This is a genomic window from Microbacterium sp. cx-59, assembly GCF_020805625.1.
Taxonomy (GTDB): domain Bacteria; phylum Actinomycetota; class Actinomycetes; order Actinomycetales; family Microbacteriaceae; genus Microbacterium.
This window is the reverse complement of sequence record NZ_JAJHGO010000003.1, coordinates 103,333-125,330: the sequence shown is the minus strand read 5'-3', so window position 1 is coordinate 125,330 and position 21,998 is coordinate 103,333. Positions and strand designations below refer to the sequence as shown.

At 68.5% G+C, this 21,998-nt stretch carries 18 protein-coding genes and 2 tRNA genes; 13 read left to right on the top strand and 7 right to left on the bottom strand.

The annotated features are described in order from the left end of the window. Positions 1-20: 20 nt before the first annotated feature. From LMI96_RS03030 to LMI96_RS02985, 10 genes are all read left to right on the top strand, one after another. Entirely contained in the window at positions 21-827 is an 807-nt protein-coding gene (locus LMI96_RS03030) for an ABC transporter ATP-binding protein (RefSeq protein ID WP_228360428.1), read from the top strand. A 55-nt stretch (positions 828-882) separates the two neighbouring features. Next, entirely contained in the window at positions 883-1,890 is a 1,008-nt protein-coding gene (locus tag LMI96_RS03025) for an aliphatic sulfonate ABC transporter substrate-binding protein (RefSeq protein WP_228360427.1), read from the top strand. 26 nt (positions 1,891-1,916) lie between these two features. Beyond that, positions 1,917-2,741, top strand: coding sequence for an ABC transporter permease (locus LMI96_RS03020; RefSeq protein WP_228360426.1), 825 nt, complete (start codon positions 1,917-1,919; stop codon positions 2,739-2,741). 34 nt (positions 2,742-2,775) lie between these two features. Then, positions 2,776-2,848: transfer RNA gene (locus LMI96_RS03015), tRNA-Val, on the top strand. Between the two features lie 529 nt (positions 2,849-3,377). Continuing rightward, positions 3,378-6,104: a pyruvate dehydrogenase (acetyl-transferring), homodimeric type gene (aceE, locus tag LMI96_RS03010; protein WP_228360425.1), complete on the top strand. Its 2,727-nt coding sequence runs from the start codon at positions 3,378-3,380 to the stop codon at positions 6,102-6,104. A 2-nt stretch (positions 6,105-6,106) separates the two neighbouring features. Next, entirely contained in the window at positions 6,107-7,324 is a 1,218-nt protein-coding gene (locus tag LMI96_RS03005) for a CdaR family transcriptional regulator (RefSeq protein WP_228360424.1), read from the top strand. Positions 7,325-7,410: 86 nt separating this feature from the next. After that, positions 7,411-8,331, top strand: a complete 921-nt coding sequence (locus tag LMI96_RS03000) for an ACP S-malonyltransferase (protein WP_228360423.1) — start codon at positions 7,411-7,413, stop codon at positions 8,329-8,331. Beyond that, a complete protein-coding gene (locus LMI96_RS02995; RefSeq protein ID WP_223721129.1) occupies positions 8,328-9,329 on the top strand; it encodes a beta-ketoacyl-ACP synthase III in 1,002 nt (333 codons plus the stop codon). The genes LMI96_RS03000 and LMI96_RS02995 overlap by 4 nt, the downstream gene beginning before the upstream one ends. A gap of 69 nt (positions 9,330-9,398) precedes the next feature. Beyond that, a complete protein-coding gene (locus LMI96_RS02990) occupies positions 9,399-9,647 on the top strand; it encodes an acyl carrier protein (RefSeq protein WP_223721128.1) in 249 nt (82 codons plus the stop codon). Between the two features lie 49 nt (positions 9,648-9,696). Next, positions 9,697-10,935 (top strand): beta-ketoacyl synthase, encoded by a 1,239-nt coding sequence (locus LMI96_RS02985; RefSeq protein WP_223721127.1) that lies wholly within the window; start codon positions 9,697-9,699, stop codon positions 10,933-10,935. Between the two features lie 151 nt (positions 10,936-11,086). Here the strand turns inward: LMI96_RS02985 and LMI96_RS02980 are convergent, their stop codons facing one another. Then, the gene (locus LMI96_RS02980; RefSeq protein ID WP_223721126.1) at positions 11,087-11,590 is read right to left on the bottom strand and encodes a DUF3145 domain-containing protein; all 504 of its coding nucleotides are present in this window, start codon (positions 11,588-11,590) and stop codon (positions 11,087-11,089) included. 129 nt (positions 11,591-11,719) lie between these two features. Between LMI96_RS02980 and LMI96_RS02975 the strand changes: the two genes are divergently transcribed. Continuing rightward, complete coding sequence (locus LMI96_RS02975) at positions 11,720-13,111, top strand: CoA transferase (protein WP_228360422.1); 1,392 nt, start codon at positions 11,720-11,722, stop codon at positions 13,109-13,111. Positions 13,112-13,151: 40 nt separating this feature from the next. Here the strand turns inward: LMI96_RS02975 and LMI96_RS02970 are convergent. Together LMI96_RS02970 and LMI96_RS02965 are read right to left on the bottom strand one after the other, a co-directional pair. Continuing rightward, positions 13,152-13,225, bottom strand: a tRNA-Ile gene (locus tag LMI96_RS02970). A 32-nt stretch (positions 13,226-13,257) separates the two neighbouring features. Further along, positions 13,258-14,244, bottom strand: coding sequence for a DMT family transporter (locus tag LMI96_RS02965; RefSeq protein ID WP_228360421.1), 987 nt, complete (start codon positions 14,242-14,244; stop codon positions 13,258-13,260). 42 nt (positions 14,245-14,286) lie between these two features. Here LMI96_RS02965 and def point away from each other — a divergent pair, with 42 nt between their 5' ends. Continuing rightward, positions 14,287-14,853, top strand: coding sequence for a peptide deformylase (gene def, locus LMI96_RS02960; RefSeq protein WP_223721123.1), 567 nt, complete (start codon positions 14,287-14,289; stop codon positions 14,851-14,853). Positions 14,854-14,926: 73 nt separating this feature from the next. On the opposite strand, the gene LMI96_RS02955 is transcribed toward def, so the two are convergent. The 4 genes from LMI96_RS02955 to LMI96_RS02940 all read right to left on the bottom strand — a co-directional run bounded on the left by LMI96_RS02955 (position 14,927) and on the right by LMI96_RS02940 (position 21,057). Then, positions 14,927-16,357: an SPFH domain-containing protein gene (locus LMI96_RS02955; protein ID WP_223721122.1), complete on the bottom strand. Its 1,431-nt coding sequence runs from the start codon at positions 16,355-16,357 to the stop codon at positions 14,927-14,929. Between the two features lie 227 nt (positions 16,358-16,584). Next, entirely contained in the window at positions 16,585-17,673 is a 1,089-nt protein-coding gene (locus LMI96_RS02950) for a WxL protein peptidoglycan domain-containing protein (RefSeq protein ID WP_228360420.1), read from the bottom strand. 85 nt (positions 17,674-17,758) lie between these two features. Continuing rightward, on the bottom strand, positions 17,759-19,729 hold the full coding sequence (locus LMI96_RS02945; protein ID WP_223721120.1) for a metallophosphoesterase family protein: 1,971 nt from the start codon (positions 19,727-19,729) through the stop codon (positions 17,759-17,761). 143 nt (positions 19,730-19,872) lie between these two features. Then, complete coding sequence (locus tag LMI96_RS02940; protein WP_228360419.1) at positions 19,873-21,057, bottom strand: HupE/UreJ family protein; 1,185 nt, start codon at positions 21,055-21,057, stop codon at positions 19,873-19,875. 228 nt (positions 21,058-21,285) lie between these two features. Here LMI96_RS02940 and LMI96_RS02935 point away from each other — a divergent pair, with 228 nt between their 5' ends. After that, the gene (locus LMI96_RS02935) at positions 21,286-21,948 is read left to right on the top strand and encodes a hypothetical protein (protein WP_223721118.1); all 663 of its coding nucleotides are present in this window, start codon (positions 21,286-21,288) and stop codon (positions 21,946-21,948) included. The last annotated feature ends 50 nt before the right edge of the window (positions 21,949-21,998 follow it).

The following is a 21,998-nucleotide window of genomic DNA, read 5'->3' as shown; positions in this document are numbered from 1 at the left end:
TGCGTCGAGAGGAGCTCCGCATGACCGCCGCTCTCACCGACATCCCGACAACCGGATCCCGCGAGGTTCCGGCCGCGCGGCTCCGATTCCGCGCACTCGGCCGGACGTTCGGTACACACGTCGTGCTGTCCGACATCGACCTCGAGGTCCAGCCGGGCGAGCTCGTCGCCATCCTCGGAGCCTCCGGTTCCGGAAAGTCGACGCTTCTTCGCATCGCGGGCGGACTCGACCGCGCGAGCACCGGCGACGTTCTGATCGACGACGACCCGGTGACGGGGATCGACGCGCGCATCGCGGTCGGGTTCCAGGAACCGCGCCTGCTCCCCTGGCGGTCGGTCGCCGAGAACATCGCTCTCGGCCTGCCGCGCGGGCTGCCCCGCGCCGAGCGCGACGCCAGGATCGCCGACCTCCTCGACCTCATCGGCCTCACCGACTTCGCCTCCCATCGTCCCCGGCAGATCTCCGGTGGCATGGCGCAGCGCACCTCCCTCGCGCGCGCTCTCGCGCGGCGCCCGGGCGTGCTGCTCCTCGACGAACCGTTCGGCGCGCTCGACGCGCTCACGCGGCTCCGGATGCAGGATCTCCTCCTGGCGGTGCTCGCCGAGGCGCCGACCACGACACTCCTGGTGACGCACGACGTCGACGAAGCCCTGCAGTTGGCCGACCGCATCATCGTGCTCGGGCTGCAGGACGGCGTCGCCGGCGCCGGCATCCAGCAACTCCTCACCGTTCCCGGCGACCGCCCGCGCGACCGCGGGTCGGCGAAGTTGGCCGAGATGCGCGCTGACCTTCTCGGCGCTCTCGGTATCGACCGTCACGCTCACTGACCTCGACGTGCACGCACCGCACGTCCTCCCTCACCGCACCCCGAAAGGCACTCACATGTCTCTGTCCCGTCGCGCACTCGGCTTCACCGCCGGTGTCGCTCTCGCCGCGCTCGCTCTCACGGGCTGCGTCGCCGGCGAAGACTCTCCCGCCGAGCCGGCCGCATCCGGTGCCTCTGCCGAAGGAACCACCCTCCGACTCGATTGGGCGACCTACAACCCGCTCAGCCTGATCGTGAAGGACCAGGGCTGGCTCGAGGAGGAGGGCTACACCGTCGAATGGGTGCAGTCGCTCGGGTCCTCGAAGGCCAACGAAGCCCTCCGCGCCGGCGCGATCGACTTCGGTTCGACGGCGGGGTCGGCGGCGCTCCTCGCCCGCGCGAACGGCGCACCGCAGCAGATCGTCGACGTCGTCGCACAGCCCGAATGGGCCGCGCTCGTCGTGCCGGCAGGCTCCGACATCAGCTCCGTCGAGGACCTCAAGGGCAAGCGCATCGCGGCAGCGCTCGGCACCGACCCGTACTTCTTCCTCGTGCAGGCGCTCGAGGAAGCCGGTCTGTCGGTCGACGACGTGACCGTCGAGAACCTGCTGCACGCAGACGGCTGGGCAGCTCTGCAGTCCGGTTCGGTCGACGCGTGGTCGGGCCTCGACCCGATCATGGCGACCGCTGAGGCGAGCGGCGCGACGCTCGCGTACCGGAACCTGGACTTCAACTCCTACAGCGTGCTGAACGCGAGCGAGGACATCATCACGCAGAACCCGGATGCGGTCCAAGACGTCGTCGACGCCTACGAACGTGCCCGTGCTTGGGCGCTCGAGAACCCGGAGGACACGGCGCAGATCCTCGCCGATGCCGCATCCATCGATCTCGCGGTCGCCCAGAAGGTCATCGACGAGCGCGAAGGCCTCGACACCGACCCGGTTCCCGGCGATGCCCTGAACAAGGTGCTTGCGCCGATCGGCGCGATCCAGGTCTCGCTCGGAGACGTGGCCGATCAGGCAGCCATCGACAAGGCGCTCGACGAGCTGTTCGCACCGCAGTTCGCCGAAAACGCCGCCGGCTGACGCCGGCCGCCGAAAGGACGACGCTCATGAGCACGACCGGCACCAAGCCCGTACGAGACTCCGCAGAGCCCCGAACCGGACGAGGACTCCTCGCCCGACCGGGCGTGCGAGTGATCGTCGGCGCGGTGGTGCCGGTCGTGCTCTTCGTCGTGTGGTTCTTCCTCACGCTGCCCGGCGACCCGATCGTCCCCCCGTACAAGTTCCCCAGCCCTGCGGCCGTCATTCAGGCGGGCGTCGATCTCGCTGAACGGGGTGAACTCTGGCAGTTCACCGCCATCTCGTTGCAGCGCGTGATCATCGGGTTCGCCGTGGGCGCGCTTCTGGGTATCGCACTCGGCGGTCTCATCGGCCTATCCAGGTTCTGGGATGCAGCGCTCTCGCCGACGCTGGGAGTTGTGCGAGCCGTCCCGAGCCTCGCCTGGATTCCGCTCCTGATCGTGTGGTTCTTGATCGGAGAGCAGTCCAAGATCATCCTGATCGCGATCGGCGCGTTCTTCCCTGTCTTCACGACGGTTTCGATGGCCCTGCGCCACGTCGACCCGCACCTGGTCGAACTCGGCCGGTCGTTCGGCTTCGGAGGTCTCCGGCTCTTCTTCACGGTGCAGTTGCCTGCCGTGCTCCCCTCGCTCTTCTCCGGTCTCCGTCTGGCGCTCGTGCAGGCCTGGCTGTTCCTCGTTGCGGCCGAGTTGCTCGGCGCGTCGATGGGACTCGGGTTCCTGCTCTTGCGTGGGCAGAACAACGGCCGCGTCGACCAGATCGTGCTCGCCATCATCCTGTTGGCCGTGCTCGGAAAGCTCACCGACTCGCTTCTCGCCGTCGTGCAGAAGTGGGCCGTGCGGCGCTGGGGCTGATGGCCGCGGAGTCGCCGCGTAGACTTGTTCCCGAGGGCCTTTAGCTCAGCTGGTAGAGCGCCACGTTTACACCGTGGATGTCGTCGGTTCGATCCCGGCAGGGCCCACGGAGCGAGGGGCCCCGCGCGTCGCGGATGCGACGTGTGGGGTAGCGACGGGGCGGCCCACGGAGCGAGGGGCCCCGCGCGTCGCGGATGCGACGTGTGGGGTAGCGACGGGGCGGCCCACCGAGCAGGGGCCCCTGAGATGAGGATCATCCGCCGAGACGAGGGCATATCGGGCCCAGACGTCCTCGTCTCAGCCGATCATCCTCATCTCGCGAGGACCGGATGCGGTGCGCGCAATCTCGCGAGAGCCGGATGTGGTGCGCGCACGGCGCGAGCTTCCTCTTCTCCCCCGTCACGCCCGACGGCGCCCGCGTCCGTGCCGCCCGCGCACGGCGGGAGGCACCCCGACCGCCACGGCGCACCCCTGCGCCGCGGTCGACCCCGGCCGGAGTCATATCTCACGCCAGGGCGATCCGGGCCGCCGACCGTTGGCTAAGCTGGTCGATGGTGCGTTGTTGCCGCCGAACAAGGCATGCACCGATCTGATGGTTCCTTCCGGCAAGACCTGCCGTGTGATGAAAGGCGTCTAGTGACTGTCCACGATCAGGATCCGTACTCGCAGGGCCCGCAAGACAGCGACCCCGAAGAGACCGCCGAATGGCAGGAATCCCTCCAACAGCTCGTCGATGCGCGGGGGCACGCTCGCGGTCGCGAGATCATGCTCAGCCTCCTCAAGAGCTCCCGTGATCTGCACCTCGGTGTGCCGATGGTTCCGACCACCGACTACATCAACACGATCGCGCCCGAGAACGAGGCCGAGTTCCCCGGCGACGAAGAGATCGAGCGCCGCTACCGCGCCTGGATCCGCTGGAACGCAGCCATGACGGTGCACCGGGCACAGCGCCCCGGCATCGGCGTCGGCGGCCACATTTCGACGTACGCGTCGTCCGCCGCGCTCTACGAGGTCGGCTTCAACCACTTCTTCCGTGCGGCCGATCACCCCGGTGGCGGCGACCAGATCTTCTTCCAGGGCCATGCCTCCCCCGGCATGTACGCCCGGTCCTTCCTCGAAGGTCGCCTGACCGAGCAGCAGCTCGACGGCTTCCGTCAGGAGAAGTCCGCCGGCGCGAACGGTCTCCCCTCGTACCCGCATCCTCGCCTGATGCCGGACTACTGGCAGTTCCCGACCGTGTCGATGGGCCTCGGCCCGATCAACGCGATCTACCAGGCGATGACCAACAAGTACCTCACCAACCGTGGCGTGAAGGACCTGTCCGACTCGCGCGTCTGGGCCTTCCTGGGCGACGGCGAGATGGACGAGGTTGAGAGCCGCGGTCAGCTCCAGGTCGCCGCGAACGAGGGTCTCGACAACCTCGCGTTCGTTGTCAACTGCAACCTGCAGCGACTCGACGGCCCGGTGCGCGGTAACGGCAAGATCATCCAGGAGCTCGAGAGCTACTTCCGCGGCGCGGGCTGGAACGTCATCAAGGTCATCTGGGGCCGCGAATGGGACGAGCTGCTCGCCCGCGACTCCGACGGCGCTCTCCGTAACCTCATGAACGTCACTCCGGATGGTGACTTCCAGACGTACAAGACCGAGAACGGCGCGTACGTCCGCGAGCACTTCTTCGGACGGGACGAGCGCAGCGCCGCCCTGGTGAAGGACTACTCCGACGAGCAGATCTGGAACCTGAAGCGCGGCGGACACGACTACCGCAAGGTCTACTCGGCCTTCAAGGCCGCCGTCGAGCACAAGGGCCAGCCGACCGTCATCCTCGCGCACACCATCAAGGGCTACGGCCTGGGTCCGCACTTCGAGGGCCGCAACGCGACCCACCAGATGAAGAAGATGACCCTCGACGACCTGAAGCACTTCCGCGACGCGATGCACATCCCGGTCACGGACGCGCAGCTCGAAGAGAACCCGTACACCCCGCCGTACTACAACCCCGGCGCCCAGGACGAGACGATCCAATACATGCTGGAGCGCCGTCGCGAGCTCGGCGGATTCCTGCCCGAGCGGCGCTCGACGCACGTCGGCCTCACCCTGCCGGACGACAAGGCGTACGCGCTGCCGAAGAAGGGTTCCGGCACACAGGAGGTCGCCACCACGATGGCGTTCGTCCGCCTGCTGAAGGACCTGCTCCGCGTCAAGGACTTCGGCAACCGGATCGTGCCGATCATCCCGGATGAGGCACGCACCTTCGGTATGGACGCGTACTTCCCGACCGCCAAGATCTACAACCCGAACGGCCAGAACTACACCTCGGTCGACCGGGAGCTGCTGCTCGCCTACAAGGAGAGCCCGCAGGGTCAGATCATGCACGTCGGCATCAACGAGGCCGGCGCGGTCGCCGCGTTCACCGCGACCGCGACGTCGTACGCGACGCACGGCGAGCCGCTCATCCCGGTCTACGTCTTCTACTCGATGTTCGGCTTCCAGCGCACGGGCGACGCCCAGTGGGCGGCGGGCGACCAGATGTCGCGCGGATTCATCATCGGCGCGACGGCCGGTCGCACCACTCTGACGGGTGAAGGCCTCCAGCACGCCGACGGACACTCGCACCTGCTGGCGTCCACGAATCCGGCCACCGTTTCGTACGACCCGGCCTACGGTTACGAGATCGCGCACATCGTGCGGTCCGGCATCGAGCGGATGTACGGCGGCGAGCACTCCGACCCGAACGTCATGTACTACATCACCGTGTACAACGAGCCGATCGTGCAGCCCGCGGAACCCGAGGGCGTGGACGTCGAGGGCATCGTCCGCGGCATCCACCGCATCTCCGAAGGCTCCGGCAACGGACACCGTGCGCAGATCCTCGCGTCGGGTGTCGGCGTGCCGTGGGCGCTCGAGGCGCAGCAGCTGCTGCGTGACGACTGGGGCGTCTCGGCGGATGTCTGGTCGGTCACCTCGTGGACCGAACTGCGCCGTGACGGCCTCGCCGCCGACGAGCACACGTTCCTCAACCCGTCCGACGAGCCGCGCACGGCCTACGTGACCGAGAAGCTGCGCGACGCGCAGGGACCGGTCGTCGCGGTCAGCGACTTCATGCACGCCGTGCAGGACCAGATCCGCCAGTGGGTGCCGAACCGGTATCTGACGCTCGGCGCCGAGGGCTTCGGCTTCTCGGACACCCGCGCCGCTGCCCGCCGGTTCTTCAAGATCGACGGCCCGTCGGTCGTGGTCCGCACCCTGCAGGGCCTAGCCGAAGAAGGCGTCATCGATCGCTCCGTCATCGCGCAGGCAATTGAGAAGTACCGCCTGAACGACGTCACCGCCGGCACCTCCGGGAACGCGGGCGGCGAGAGCTGAGGATGAGCCGATCCCCGGAGTCGCCAGACAAGGCGGAGACACTCGCCTGGCTACGGCGCATCTCCGGGGATCTGGCCACCATCACCATCAAGCGGCTCGAAGACACGCTGCCGTGGTACGCCGACATGCCGCCCGCGCGGCGGTCGTCGGTGGGGCTGGTGGCACAGGCGGGCATCACCGCATTCATCCAGTGGTACGACGATCCGACATCGACACCCTGGATCGCTGCCGACATCTTCGCCAGCGCTCCGCGTGAGCTGCTGCGGAGCGTCAGCCTGCAGCAGACGCTCCAGCTGATCCGAGTGACCGTCGAGGTCACGGAAGAGCGCGTCGCCGGTCGCGCAGAGGATCTCCGCGAGGCGATCCTGCTGTACTCGCGTGACGTCGCCTTCGCCTCCGCCGACGTGTACGCCCGCGCGGCGGAAGCTCGCGGTCTCTGGGACGCGCGCCTGGAAGCCCTCGTGGTCGACTCCATCCTCACGGGTGAAGCCGACGAAGAGCTGCCCAGTCGCATCGCGGCGCTCGGCTGGCACGGCCACGGCGAGGTCTCGGTACTCGTCGGCACGACGCCCCCGCAGTTCGACGTCGATCAGCTTCGGCGGCGTGCCAGAAAGCTCGGCGTCGACGTTCTCGTCGGCGTGCAAGGGTCGCGCCTCGTGCTGGTCATCGGACGGACGGATCCGTCGCACCAGGCACACGACGACGAGACCGATCTTTCGCTCGCGGAGATCGCGAAGCGTCTCGAGCCGGGATTCGGCCCCGGCCACCTCATCCTCGGCCCCACCGTTCCTGCTCTCGTCGACGCGAGTCAGAGCGCCCGCGCGGCGTTGGCCGGATTCGCTGTCGCACGTGCCTGGCGGAACGCGCCGCGGCCCGTGGAGGCCGATGATCTTCTGCCCGAGCGCGCGCTCGCCGGCGACCCGCTCGCCAAGCAGACCCTCGTCGAGCGCGTATACCGCCCGCTCCGTGCCCACAGTGCCGACCTCGTCACGACGCTCTGGAGCTATCTCGACAACGGCCGATCGCTCGAAGCGACCGCGCGCGAGCTGTTCGTGCATCCCAACACCGTGCGTTATCGGCTCAAGAAGGTTTCGGACGTCATCGGATGGGACGCGACCGGCCCCCGCGAGGCGCTGATTCTGCAGACCGCGCTCATTCTCGGGGCGATCGGAACCGACACGACACGGCGACGCTCGTCGGCAACACGCCGCCCGCGCTGACCGACTATCGATCGGCACCAAAGGAAGATCGGATTCTTGTCTGGATTCCACCAGAATGCCGCTCCCGATCTTGACAGGATGGAATTGTGATCATCGGTCTTTTCCCCGGGCAGGGGTCTCAGACGCCCGGGTTCCTCTCGCCGTGGCTCGAACTCGAGGGCGCCCGCGAGCGCATGGCGGCCTACTCGGATGCTGCGCAGGTCGACCTGATCGCCGCCGGCACCGACGCGGATGCCGACGAGATCCGCGACACGAAGATCGCACAGCCGCTGATCGTCGCCGCCGCGCTCCTCTCGTGGCACGCACTCGCTGAGCGCACCGACGCCGTGATCGGCGGTGTCGCCGGACACTCGGTCGGCGAGCTCGCCGCGGTCGCCGCATCCGGAGTCCTCACGGACGACGACGCTCTTCGTCTGGTCGGCATTCGCGGCCGCGCCATGGCTGCCGCAGCCGCTGTCTCGCCCACCGGGATGAGCGCGATCCTCGGCGGCGACGAGGAAACGGTGCTCGCGCGACTCGCCGAGCTCGATCTGACGCCCGCCAACCGCAACGGAGGCGGTCAGATCGTCGCTGCCGGCGCGCTCGACGCACTGACGGCGCTGGCGTCCGATGCCCCGCGCGGCACCCGCGTCGTACCGTTGCAGGTGGCCGGAGCCTTCCACACGCACCACATGCAGCCCGCGGTCGACGCTCTCGCGCGCGCTGCGGCGGCGCTGGCGCCGAACGACCCCGACCGCACGCTCTGGACCAACTCGGACGGCTCCGTCGTCGCCCACGGCCGCGCCGCGCTCGACCTGCTCGTCGGCCAGGTCGCCGCGCCCGTGCGCTGGGACCTCGACATGGCCTCCTTCGCGGAACACGGCGTGACCGGGCTCATCGAGTTCGCGCCCGCCGGAACCCTCGTCGGCCTCGCCAAGCGCGGCCTGCGCGGCACCCCCGCCGTCGCCGTCAAGACGCCCGACGATCTCGATGCGGCCGTCGCGCTGCTCGCGGAGGAGAACGCATGACCCCCACCATCCGGCAGTCCCAGGGACCCGCCTACACGCGGATCTACTCCTACGGGGCCGCCCGCGGTGAGGTCGCGGTGACCAACGACGACCTGATCGAGCCCATCAACTCGAGCGACGAGTGGATCCGTCAGCGCACCGGAATCATCACGCGCACGCGCGCGGTGCCGGAGACCAGCGCAACCGACCTGGCCACGATCGCCGCGACCGAGGCGGTGGAACGCTCCGGTATCGCCCCCGACCAGATCGATCTCGTGATCATCGCTACGATCAGCAACTCGCGGCAGACGCCGTCGATGTCTGCGGTCGTGGCCGATCGGATCGGCGCCAACCCGGCGGCGGCCTACGATGCCAACGCCGCCTGCGCCGGATTCACGTACGCGGTCGCACAGGCCGACGCCCTCATCCGCGCGGGTGCCGCGCACTACGCCGTCGTCGTGGGCGCGGAGAAGCTCTCCGATGTCGTCGACCCGACCGACCGCAGCATCTCGTTCCTGCTCGGCGACGGTGCCGGCGCCGTCGTCGTCGGACCGAGCGACACTCCCGCCATCGGCCCTACGGTGTGGGGATCGGACGGCTCGAAGGCGGATGCGGTCGGCATGGACGCGACCCTCACCGAGTTCCGCGACGGCGCTGCCCCGTGGCCGACCCTGCGCCAGGACGGGCCCGTCGTGTTCCGGTGGGCCGTGTGGGAGATGGTGAAAGTCGCGCGACGCGCGATCGAGGCCGCGGGAATCGAGGCATCCGATCTCGCCGCGTTCGTGCCCCACCAGGCCAACATGCGCATCATCGATGAGTTCGCCAAGCAGCTCGGGCTTCCCGAGACGGTGATCATCGGGCGCGACATCGCCACGACCGGCAACACGTCGGCGGCATCCATCCCGCTCGCCACCCACCGGTTGCTGGAAGAGAACCCCGAGCTCAGCGGCGGTCTCGCCCTGCAGATCGGGTTCGGCGCGGGACTCGTCTTCGGCGCCCAGGTCGTGGTGCTCCCATGACGGACGAAGCGACGCATCTAGACTGATTCGCGGTCACCGACCCCCTAAGCCTCAACATAAGGAGACACCATGGCTTTCACCACTGACGAAGTTCTCGCGGGCCTCGCCGAGCTGATCACCGATGAGACCGGCATTTCGGCCGACGAGGTCGCCCTCGAGAAGTCGTTCACCGATGACCTCGACATCGACTCCATCTCGATGATGACCATCGTCGTGAACGCCGAGGAGAAGTTCTCCGTGACCATCCCCGACGACGAGGTCAAGAACCTCAAGACCGTCGGCGACGCGGTCACGTTCATCACCAGCAACCAGGCGTGAGCCGACGCGGTGGGGACCTCGTCCCCACCGCACCGACCAGAGAGAGAACATGAGCCCGTCTCGCATCGTCGTCACCGGAATCGGTGCGTCCACGCCCATCGGCGGCACCGCACCGGAGAGCTGGACCGCCTTGCTCGGCGGCGCCTCCGGTTCTCGCACCCTCGAGCACGAATGGGTGGAGAAGTACGGACTGCCCGTGACCTTCGCTGCGGAGGCGATCGTTCGCCCGGAAGAGGTGCTTGCGCGTCCCGTGGCAAAGCGGCTCGACCCCGCCTCGCAGTTCGCGCTGATCGCCGCGATGGAAGCGTGGGCGGATGCCGGTGCCCCGGAGGTCGATCCCGTCCGTCTGGGCGTCGACTTCGCGACCGGTATCGGCGGCGTATGGACCCTGCTCGACGCGTGGGACACCCTGCGTGAGAAGGGTCCGCGGCGCGTCATGCCGATGACGGTGCCGATGCTCATGCCGAATGCGGCGGCCGGAAATCTCTCTCTGCACTTCGGTGCCCGAGCCTTCGCACGGACGGTCGCCAGCGCGTGCGCGTCGAGCATCGAGTCGATTGTGAACGCCGTCGAGCATCTGCGTGCGGGTCTCGCCGACGTGGTAATCGCCGGCGGCACCGAGTCCGCCATCCACCCGATCACAATGGCGTCCTTTGCCTCGATGCAGGCGCTTTCCAAGCGTAACGACGACCCGGCCACGGCATCCCGTCCCACCAGCATCGATCGTGACGGTTTCGTCATGGGCGAGGGCGCTGCGGCGCTCATCCTCGAGACCGAGGAGCACGCAAAAGCGCGCGGTGCGAAGATCTACGCGGCGGTCGTGGGCGGTGGCGTGACCGCCGATTCGTACCACATCACGGCGAACGACCCCGAGGGGCACGGCGCAGCGCGCGCGGTCACGCTCGCGCTGGAGATGGCGGGCGCATCTCCTGACGACGTCACCCACATCAATGCGCACGCGACGTCGACGCCGGTCGGCGATCCGAACGAATATCAGGCGCTGCGCCAGGTCTTCGGAGCGCGGATCGACGAGATCCCGGTGTCGGCGACCAAGGCTTCCACCGGGCACCTGCTCGGCGGGACCGGTGCGCTGGAGGCGATCTTCACCATTCTCGCCATCCGCGACCGTCAGGCTCCCCCGACGATCAACTTGACCACTCAGGATCCGGCCGTACCGTTCCGCGTGTCGGGTGAGGTGCAGAGCCTCGGCTCCGGCGATCAGCTCGCCATCAGCAACTCGTTCGGTTTCGGCGGGCACAACGCCGTCGCCGCGTTCGCGTCGGTCTGAGCCGTCCCGAGACGATCACCGCAGAGAGATGCCCCCGGAGTACGCTCCGGGGGCATCTCTCGTTTCTGTCGGGCGGCGGTGCGCCTTCCCGGTGCCGGGACGTATCACCGACCTCCGGTAGCAGCACTCCCGCCGCCCGAAGCGTGGGGGCTCAGCCGACCTTGTGCAGCCAGACGATCGGAACTTCATCACCGGCGTGCCGGAACGCCTCGAGTTCTTCATCCCATGCCGCGCCCAGCGCGACCGACAGCTCGCGCTGGAGTTCGATCGGGTCACCGGCGGCGATCTCCATGGCGTACCGGATGCGGTCCTCACCGACGACGATGTTGCCCGCCGTGTCGGTCTGGGCGAAATGGATGCCGAGGTCGGGCGTGTGCAACCACCGACCGCCGTCGCTGCGTGGAGTGGGGTCCTCCGAGACCTCGAAGCGCAGGTGCTCCCACCCGTGCATCGCACTGGCGAGCGCCGCGCCGGTGCCGCCCGGGGCTTCCCAGTAGAACTCGGCACGCCGACTGCCCGGCAGTACCGGCTGATCGATCCAGTCGAAGTTGACTGCGCGCCCGAGGGCACGACCGACAGCCCACTCCAGGTGGGGGCACAACGCGCGTGGCGCCGAGTGGATGAGTACCACTCCGCGCGCCATGTGAGCAGCCATCTTTTCTCCGATCCTCAGGTACGTCTTCCCCTACGACCTGCGCCTCGGAGTGAGGCTGGTTATGCGATTGTTACACGGTCATTATCTCCGGCGCGCCCGGGAATCACAAGTCTGTGATTCGGTGGTGCCGTGAACGTGGGATCGGTGGGCATCGACGTGGCCGAAGCGCTGGGTATGGAGCACGCGCTCGGGCAGATTGCGGAGGCACGCGGATCTCTGCCGTGGTCATCACCGCTCGCCGTCGGAACGCTCGCGTGCGACAGCGTCGCTCTTGCTTCGCTGGCTCTCGGCCTCGCGCGGAACGCCCGCACCCCCGCCCCCGCCTCACCCGTCCGCGTCGACCGAGCGCGGGTCGCCACCTCCTTCACGAGTGAGCGGATCCTGCAGATCGACGGCCAGCATCCGGCCGTATGGGCACCGCTCTCGGGCTTCCGGACCGCGCGTGACGGTTTCGTTCGCACCCACGCGAACTATCCCCACCACGAGAACGCGCTGCGCCGGGTGCTCGGCCTTGGCGACGGGGCCGACGCGGCCAGTGTAAGCGCCGCGATCGCCGAGCGGGATGCGGTCGAGCTGGAGACCGCCGCAGCACAGGCAGGAGCGGTGGTCGGCGCCGTGCGGACGAGCGAGCAGTGGCGAGAGCATCCGCAGGCGCGCTCGATCGCCGCCGCGCCGATCGTCGAGGTGACCCGCACCGGTGCCGGCCGGCCGCGCGCCTGGACCACGGATGCCGCGCCCCTCGCCGGCATCCGCGTTCTCGATCTCACCCGGGTCCTCGCCGGTCCGATCGCCGCACGTGATCTGGCGCTGGCGGGCGCCGAGGTGCTGCGCGTCGACGCGCCGTTCCTGCCGGAGACAGGGTGGATCCATCTCGACACCGGCCAGGGAAAGCGCTCGACGCTGCTGGATCTCCGCGACCGAACTGACGGCGCGCGGTTCGAATCGCTGCTGAAGCGCGCCGATGTCGTGCTCACCGGGTACCGCCCGGGCGCCCTCACGCGGTTCGGTCTCGACCCGGAGGATCTCGCGCAGCGGCATCCCGGTCTTGTCACCGGCTCGGTCTCGGCGTGGGGAACGCAGGGCCCCTGGGCGGGCAGACGTGGCTTCGACAGCATCGTGCAGGCGGTCACCGGGATCGCGGTCGCGGTGACCGCCGATGGCGAAACCCCGGGCACGCTGCCGGCGCAGGCACTCGATCATTCGACAGGGCACTTCTTGGCCGCCGCGCTGACGATGGCCCTCGTCGGGCAGCGCACGGTCGGCGGCTCCGTCGACGTGCGGATGTCGCTCGCCCGGGTCGCCCACGCTCTTCTCGACTCCCCCGATGGCGCGACCGTCCCGCCCGATGCGGGCGCACCGGCTGCACCGTGCCGAACGCGTGCACCGAGCGAGGGCCGGCCCTTCTCGCTCACGTACGCGCCGCCCGTCCTCGCCTTCGACGGCGCGCCGGACGACTATGCCGACGTGGGTGGTCCGTGGGGCATCGACGCGCCCGATTGGGCCCGTTCGAACGCGTCGTAGGCATCGGACGGCGCCCGGGACACCCCGCAAGACAACGGAGTAGGGCGGGTGGGACTTGAACCCACGATCGTCGGGTTATGAGCCCGCTGCCTTGACCAGCTTGGCCACCGCCCCCTGTGAGGAAAAGCCTAGTGCCCGGCGCCGGGCTACTTCTCGTCGCCGAGTCGCCCGCGCAGAATCGGGAGTTCCTGGCTGTCGCTCACGATCTGCGGGTGATTCTTCGTCAGCGAGAACACGCCGTAGATCGCGATCACACCGGCCAACACGAAGCCGCCGATCGCCCACGGACCGGCGGTCGCCGCTTCCTGCAGGATGACGAGACCGATCAGCACCGCGACGATCGGGTCGATGACGGTGAGCCCGGCGATCACCAGATCGGGCGGGCCGACCGAGTACGCAGTCTGCACGAAGTACGCGCCGACCGACACGGCCAGCAGAAGTCCGACGATGCACAGCACACTCAGCCAGCCGAAGTCGCCCGACTGGATGTTCTTGATGACGACCTTGGCCAGGGTCGCGACGAAGGCGTACAGCACCCCGGCGGCGGCGATGTAGAACAGCGCCGCGCCGTGCGCACGCCGAAGCAGGAGCCACAGTGTCGTGAGCACCGCGAGAACGACGACCAACAGACCGAGGATCGTGAGCAGCTGGCCGTCGGAGATCGGCATCTCGGTGGCGACGAACGCGGCGATCGTGACGAACACGAGGATGCCGCCGATGCAGAACGCGATCGATCGAATCGACGCGCCGGTCGGCTTGTGACCCGAGACCCGCGCATTCAGGAGCGTGGTGATGACCAGCGACACCGCCCCGAGCGGCTGCACCAGGATGAGCGGTGCGAACGCCAGGGCGGCGAGCTGACAGGCGATCGCGAGTCCGAGCATGACGGTACCGGCGACCCACGAAGGGCGGGTCAGAAGCTGCAAGAGCTGCCCGCCGCTCAGTCCGCTCGATCCCGACGAACCCGAGATGCGTTCGACCTTCATGACACCGCGGTGCTGGTACTGCGCGCCGAAAGACATGAACACCGCGCCGAGCAACGCCAGCGGAATGCCGATCAGGATGCCGGGATCCCGGAACACTCCGATGAGCCCATCGGCGACATCGTCCAGGATCACATCGGTCCAGATCACCCTTAGACACTAACGGCGAACCCGGCTCGATAGGCTCAAGGCGTGGCCGTACTCCCGATTCGCATCATGGGCGATCCCGTTCTGCACTCCCCCGCCTCACCCGTCGAAGAGGTGACGGACGAGATCCGCACCCTCGTCGCCGACATGTTCGAGACCATGGACCGCGCCCCCGGCGTCGGACTCGCCGCACCTCAGGTCGGCGTGCCGCTGCGCATCTACACCTACTCGTACCCCGACGATGACGGCACCGCGTGGCGGGGGGTCATCCTCAATCCGGAGCTCTGGATCACCCCGGCCGAGCCGGGCGATCCCGATCCCGACGAGGAGTCGGAGGGATGCCTGTCGTTCCCCGGCGAACGCTTTCCGCTTCGTCGTTCCGAGCGCGCCCGGGTGACCGGCACAGACCTCGACGGTGCCCCCGTGGTCATCGAGGTCGACGGATGGCGTGCACGCATCATGCAGCACGAGTTCGATCATCTCGACGGAATTCTCTACATCGACCGGCTCGGCGACGCCGATTGGAAGACGACTCAGAAGATCGCTCGCAAACGCGGGTGGGGGCGGCCGGGCAGCGCATGGTTGCCGGGCGTCGACGATCTCGACGCCTGATCCCCCCGCAGACGGCAACGACGAAAGCCCGGATCGAGGCGGTCATCCCGCCATCGATCCGGGCTTTCGTGGATCAGAAGGCTTCCGCAGTCCCGGGGTCGGTCGTCGCCTTCGGCGCCTGTGCGGGGGTGCCCGCGCTGTGCGCCTGCTCGGGAACCGTTCCTCCCGCGCTTCCCTCGGCGATCGCGTGCCCGATCGCCCGTCCCTGGATGATCTCGGCGAGATCGATTCCCGTCGCGGCGCGGACTGCGTCGAACGTCGCCCGGAGACCGCCCGCGGACTCGTTCGCCAGATGGCTGCTGGCGCCCTCGCCTCCGAGCACGGTGATGGACCCGACCTTGTCGTAGCCCTTCGCGAACTCGGTCATCATGGGCACGAGCGCCTCGAGCGCCCGCTGCGCGAGAAGCGCCTGCTGGTTCTTGCTGAGAGCATCGGCCTCGGCGGAGATCGCCGAAGCGCGTGCCTCACCGGCCAAGCGCACGGCATCCGCATCCGCCTCCGCGCGCAAACGCGTCGCGGCAGCCTCCTGCGTCGCGATCTCTGCCTGCGCCTGCGCGGCACGGATCTTGGCGTACGCATCCGCGTCCGCGTTCCGCTCGCGCTGGTACAGGTTCGCGTCGGCGACCTTCTTGACCTCGGAATCGAGCCGGGCCTGAGTGTTCTCCGCTTCCTGCAGCAGCACCGCCTGCTGGCGTTCGGCGCGCTCCAGCGTTTCGGCCTGCTCCGCTTCGGCGTTGGCACGACCGACCTGCGCCTTCGCGGCTGCGGAGTTCTTGTCGAGGGCGGTCTGCTCGATGAGGTTCGCCTCGTCGGTCGCGATCTGCCGCGCCCGGATCTCGCGGTGGGCGTTGATGTTCGCCACCTCCGCGTCGCGCTTGACGCGCTCGACCTCGGTCGCGCCGAGCGCCGCGATGTAGCCGTTCAGGTCGGTGATGCCCTGGATCTGGAACGAGTCGAGGATCAGACCCTGCGACGACAGATCGGCCTTGATGCCTTCGGCGATCTGATCGGACAGCCGCTGCCGGTCGCGCATGAGCTCTTCGACCGTCAGCGTGGCGACGACCCCGCGAAGCGCACCCTCGAGCTGCTCGGTGGTGAACTGCTCGATGGCCTTGTCCTGCGACGCGAAGCGCTCGGCTGCACGGCGCACGGACTCCGGATCGGATCCGATCTTGACGAGGGCGACACCGCTCACGTTCACCGTGACACCGTTGGACGACTGCGCGGTCGGCTCCATCTTGATCTGTCGCGCGCGCAGCGAGATCATCTCGGCGCGCTGCGTCAGTGGGTTGACGATCGCCCCACCACCGGTGATGACGGTGATGCGCGACGTCTCACCGTCGCTGCGCTTCTGGCGCTTACCGACGATGACGAGCGCTTCGTCGGCCTTCGCCACGCGGTACCAGGCGCGGATGAGAACCGCGACGATCACGAGTACGACGATGAGGATGACGACGCCGATGAGGGCGAACAGTCCGATCGCTCCGAGGGCAGCGAACTCCATTGGTCCTCCTGTGGGTCGTTCGGCACCGACATTCGGATGCCGCCTTCTCTCCAGCCTATCCGGAGGGGCCCGAGCGACAGAGGGTTTTGGACAGTCCGTCCAAACCGGCGCTCCACCCGCGCGCCAGTTTCCTGCTCCCGCGCCTCAGATCTGTAGCGCGGATGCAGGAAAGTGGCGCGCGGGGGCTGAAGGCTCGCGAGGGTGTGGGCGAGTGACGGCGCTCGGGGTCAGTCGCCCGTCGTGGCGCTGGCCTTCGCGCGCTCCTGCGCGAGGGCCTCGGCAACGGCGCGCTCGACCCGTTCGGCCTCCCCCGCATCCCGCGCGCGCTTCCGGCCGCGACGACCGCGGAAGAACAGGACCGCCGCGACCGCCAGCAGCAGAACCAGGATCAGAAGCGTCCACGGCACGGCCCATCCAGTCGCCGACGCCGTGACCGCGTCGAGCGGAGCGGTCGATCCCGCCGCATCCGTCACGAGCGGCGTGAGCGTCGCCGTCGCCGTCAGCAGGACGACGGCCGGCACATCGCGAACCGTGACGGTCTGGGTCCATTCCTCGCCGGGGAGAAGAGTCGGCGTCGGGTCCACCGCATCCGCGTCGGTCGGGAATATCCCGAACAGGCCGCTCACCTGAGCGGTTTGCGCAGCGGATGCGGAGACGTTGCCGGTGTTGTGCAGCGTGTACGTGAGCGTCGCGTCACCTCCGACGAACGGGTTCCATCCGCCGTTCCACGCGACATGCACGTCATCGACGCTCAGCGAAGGCGCGAGTTCCCCACCGACCCGCAGATCGAGGCGCACGGCGAGGCGGCGGTCGACGTTGACCCCGGCGGCCTGATCGGGCACGGTCAGGGAGGTCACGACCCCGCCCGCATAGTCGCCCGGAGTCGCGTTCTGCGGGACCGAAACGGTGAACGGCACGGTCGCGACCTGTCCCGGACCCACGGTGATGTGGTCGTTGTCGGGCGTGACCCACGCTCCGACGCCGTGGGATTCCTCGCCCGCCACGAGCAACGCGAGCTGGCCGTCGTCCGAGGTGTAGCCGTCGATCGCATAGAGATCGAGTTCGACGGCCTGGGCGCCGCGGTTCGAGATCACGATGCCGTCCGACACGCTTGAACCCGGCTCCACGGTGTAGCCGAAGCTCGTTCTGCTGTCCCCTCGCTCGTTCGACGCGGTGCGAACGGTCCACGTCACCTCATCGGCCGTATCGGCGAAGGCGGCGGGAACGGTGAGGAGCGAGGCTGCCGCCGCGATCGTCGCCGCACCGATCAGGATGGCACGGCGGACGCGGCGGAAATACGAGGACGAAGTGTGCACGACGGGGCTTTCTGTGTGTGGAGATGAACAGGGTCTGCGGGAGGAGGACCCTTGGTCCCCCTCCCGCAGACGACGGGAAACGCGCTCAGCCGGCCAGCGCGGTGACCGTCAGCGTGGCGCGGTAGGTGCCCTTGTCGGTCGCATCCGGGATCTTCAGATCCAGGTCGGCGCCGAGCACCGCAGAACCACGGTCGTGTCCTTGGGCTGCGGAACCGAGCACGCGCGAGATCGCGAGCCCCTTGCCGCCGTCCCACCCGGAGCCGACGGCGGCACCGGCGGTCGCACCCGCACCCGCCGTGACCACGCGCGGCGTCCAGCCGAGATTGTCACCCGGGAAGGTCTTCGACCCGTCCTGGAACTCACCGACGACCGCCGAGAGCGACCAGGGCGACTGCGCAGCCCGCGTGTCCGACACCGCGATCGGGTTGATCGCGCCGGTCGCCTCGAAGTAGCCGTCCTTCTCGACGGCCGTGCCGAGGTCGACGAGGCCGTTCTGACCGTCGATCGTCCAGCCGAACTCGCCCGGGGCCGCCGCAGGCACGTCGACCTGGATCTCCTGCCCGTCACCGTGATCGGGGTGGATGGTCACCTGGTCGATGATCGAGCCGATCGGCTTGGCCGCGGCCGTGCCGTTGTTCGGGCCGCACCAGAGAACCTTGCCGAGCTCGACCGCCGCGTTCGGCGCATCGCACGTGCCGCTGCGGATGCCCTCGACCACCAGAGCGTCCTTCTTCACCTGCACCTTGACGTAGCTGCGCACGTGCTCCTGGTTCTCGACCGAGCCGTACCAGTAGTTGCCCGGGTTCAGCGGGTCGGCGCCGTTACCCGCGCCGGACGTTCCGCTCGCGTCGGGTGCGGTGATGTCGTAGTACTTCGAACCGGATGCGGAGTTCGCGGTCACGTACACGACCCCACCCGGCCCCTCGAAGACCTCATCCTGCCCGGGCTGCTCGTCGGGGTTCGCCTTGGCGCCGTTCTTGATCTCGTAGGTGCGGGCGTAGCTGTGGTCGTGACCCTGGAGCACCAGGTCGACGCCGAGGTTCGAGAACGTCGTCGGGAAGTCGACGCGACGCACCTTGTTGTCGGAGTCCTTCGCGTGGTCGGCCGGCGAGTAGATCGAGTGGTGGAACACCAGCACCGTGTACTTCGCTTCGCCGCCGTGCTTGTTCACGACGTCCGTCACGTACGAGACGTGCGCCGCATCGCCGCCACCGGTGGCGTTGTCGTAGCTGTTGCTGTTCAGGTCGATGAACAGCACGTCCTTGTAGATGTACCAGTAATCACCGCCCGACTCCGTGGCCGTGTTGCCCTTGCGGTAGTAGGCCGAGGAGTAGTCCGTGTTCGGCGTGTAGAAGTGCTGCTCGTACGCCTTGCCGCCGACGTCGTGGTTTCCGATCGTCGCCGCCCACGGGTACTGGCGAAGCTGGTCGGGTGCGAGGAACGCGTCCCACTGGGTCTCGGTGTTCGCGGTCTCCACCTGGTCGCCGCCCGACACGAGAAGCTCTGCGTTCGGGTTCGCGGAGGTCGCGACGGCGAGCGTGTCTGCCCAGCCGGCGCCATCCTTCGCCACGTTGCCGGACGAGCCGATCTGCGGGTCGCCGAGGAACAGGAAGTCGTAGTCCCCCTCGAAGGACTGCGTCTTGAACGAGTAGGTCTGGGACCACGCGCCATCGGAGCCGACCCGGTACGAGTACTGCGTGTTCTCCTGCAGCCCCGAGAGCGCGGCGTGCCGGTTGTACCCGCCGCTCGAGGCGATGTTCGCTGTTCCCGTCGCCGTGAACGACGTGGCGCCGGTGGCCGGGAACACACCGCCGACGACGGCCGTGGTCGGGACGAGCTGAACGATCTGCGCGGAGTCGTCGGAGCTGTACCAGGAGACGACGCGCTGCGTCTCATCGGCGCCGACACCGAGCACGATTCCCGTGTACGACGCGCCGGCTGCGTAAGCGGCCGCGGGCACGAGGGACGCACCGATCACGGCGGTCGCCGCGATCGCGGCCGCCGATAGCCACATCGCCGCCCGGCGACGAGGCTGGTGAGATTCGAGCAGGAGCATGGATTCTCTTCTTTCTCAGGTGGAGGGGGAAGTCGCTGCGAGGTCCCCGAATCTGAGAATCAACCCAGAAGCTTGCGAGCGTGTGAACGGACGACGACGCACGCACGCGACGCGCACGAACGGTCGTCATGCACCGGGTGACGTCACTGGCCGAGCAGGCGCTCGACGAACCAGATGAGCCCGAAGACGGTCACCGTGACGGCCATCAGACCCGTCGCCCCCGTGCCGATCCGGGGCGAACGACGACGCAGAAGCACGAGGAGCGGGAAGACGATCACGATGATGCCGAGTTGCACGGTCTCGATGCCGACGTTGAACACGAGAAGACTCCACAGCAGTGTCCACGACCAGGGTTCGTCGATGCCGAGCGCGGAGGCGAAGCCGAGTCCGTGCACCAGCCCGAACAGGAAGACGACCCCGATCCGCAGCCAACCGGGGCCATCGATCCCGCCGTAACCGCTGCGTGCGGTGAGCTCGGTGGCCACGCGCCCCCGACGCGCGAGGTTCCACAGGTGCCAGGCCCCCACGATCGCGATCGACAGCGCGATGATCGGCTCGATGATCGTCGCGGGCACGCCCAGCAATCCGGTCGCCGCCAGGATGAACGTCACCGAGTGCGCCACCGTGAACGCGGTCGCCGCGAACACCAGCTCGCGAAGGCGCCGGGATCCGGCGATCAGAGCCAGCAGGAACAGGATGTGGTCGATACCGCTGAGGAGATGCTCCGCCCCGAGCAGGAAGAACTCGCCGAAACGCTCACCGATGCTCTGGGCCGTCGAGAACGACGGATGCTCCGCGTCGAGCGCGGCGGTCCCGGTGTGCACCCCGACCTCGTACGTGAGGATGGTTTTCGTCCCCGTGACGAAGCCTTCCGCATCCGGGAACAAATCCGACGCCACCGTGTACGCGGCGTCATCTCCCGCCGTCCCCGGCGGGCAGTCGTAGTCAACGATCACGGCCGCGTACGGCACTCCGTCGCGCTCCGTCATCTCCACCGAGTCGCCCACGACCGGGGCGCACGCCGCGTCACCGGCCGCAACTGTGAACCGGTCGCTCACGTACGCCGAAACGCTGTCGCGGTGGCGCTCGAGAGCCGCCGCCTGCGCGTCCGCATCCCCGTCGTCGAACGCCGACGTGCCCTCCTGGAACAACGCATCGTCCGAGGCCTCATCGGCAGCGGAGACGACGAGCAGGTCGTACTCCAGCTGCAGCGTGACCGCCACCCGATCGTGCGTGCGCGTCACGTCGGCGTACACCACCGAGCTGAAGCCGTGCGCGGCGGCCGGCGCGGCGACCGCCACGACCAGCGCGATCGCGGTGAGGAGCAACCCAACCGCTCCTCCCCCCGCTCGAAAGCGCACTGCCGAGGCAGAGGAAGAATTGGACAGGGAGTGTGACGATGATTTCATAGCAGGACGACCGTGCACCCGCGTCGTGAACGGCGGACCGATGGCGGTGGAACGATCTGCAAACATCGGCGCCCCGAGCGCGGATGCTGCGGCCGTATCCCGCAGGGTGGAGACGTCTCCGTTCTCTCCCGTCGAGGTCTGTCTCCCGTGCCCAGTCGCGTACCACCTCTCGCCGCCCTCGCCGCGGCGCTTCTCGCGGTCGCCGTGCTCAGCGCGTGCGCGCCCGATCCCTGGCAACAGCCGCGCGTCGACGCCGGCGCCGTCGGCGCACCGGGCGAGGGCTTCCATCCGGATGACGCACCCGCCCCCGAGGCGACCGTCGATCCCGTGGCGGGATCATGGGAGGGCGTTCGTCCCGCGCCGGGGTACCGCGTCGTGCTGCTGACAGCCGGAGACGATGCGCCGACAGCAACCCTCACCGACGCCGTGGCGTCGTGGGCGGAGAAGGAGCAGGTCACGCTGCGCACCGTGCGCGCGGACGACGACGCCCTCGGCGGCATCGTGGAGGCGATGGAACTGCAGCCGAACCTCATCATCAGCGCCGGGGCGCCCCTGATCGACCCGCTGGCGCTCGTCTCCGCCAGTCACCTCGATGTGCCGTTCCTGGTGCTCGGCGCCGAACTCCCGGAGCCGACGAGCAACGTCACGGCCGTGGAGTGGAACGGTGCCGGCTACCGGGGCGAAGGGCTCGTCACCTCGACCGAGTACGACCCCGCCACCTTCACACCGGAGCGTTCCGCATCCGCCGTCCACGCCGGCGTGACCGCGGTGCTCACGGGGCTCACGGGCGTCGTCATCTGGATCGACTGACGGGCAAAAAAGTAAGGCCAGGGGTGGAAGCCCTGGCCTTGGTGAGAGCC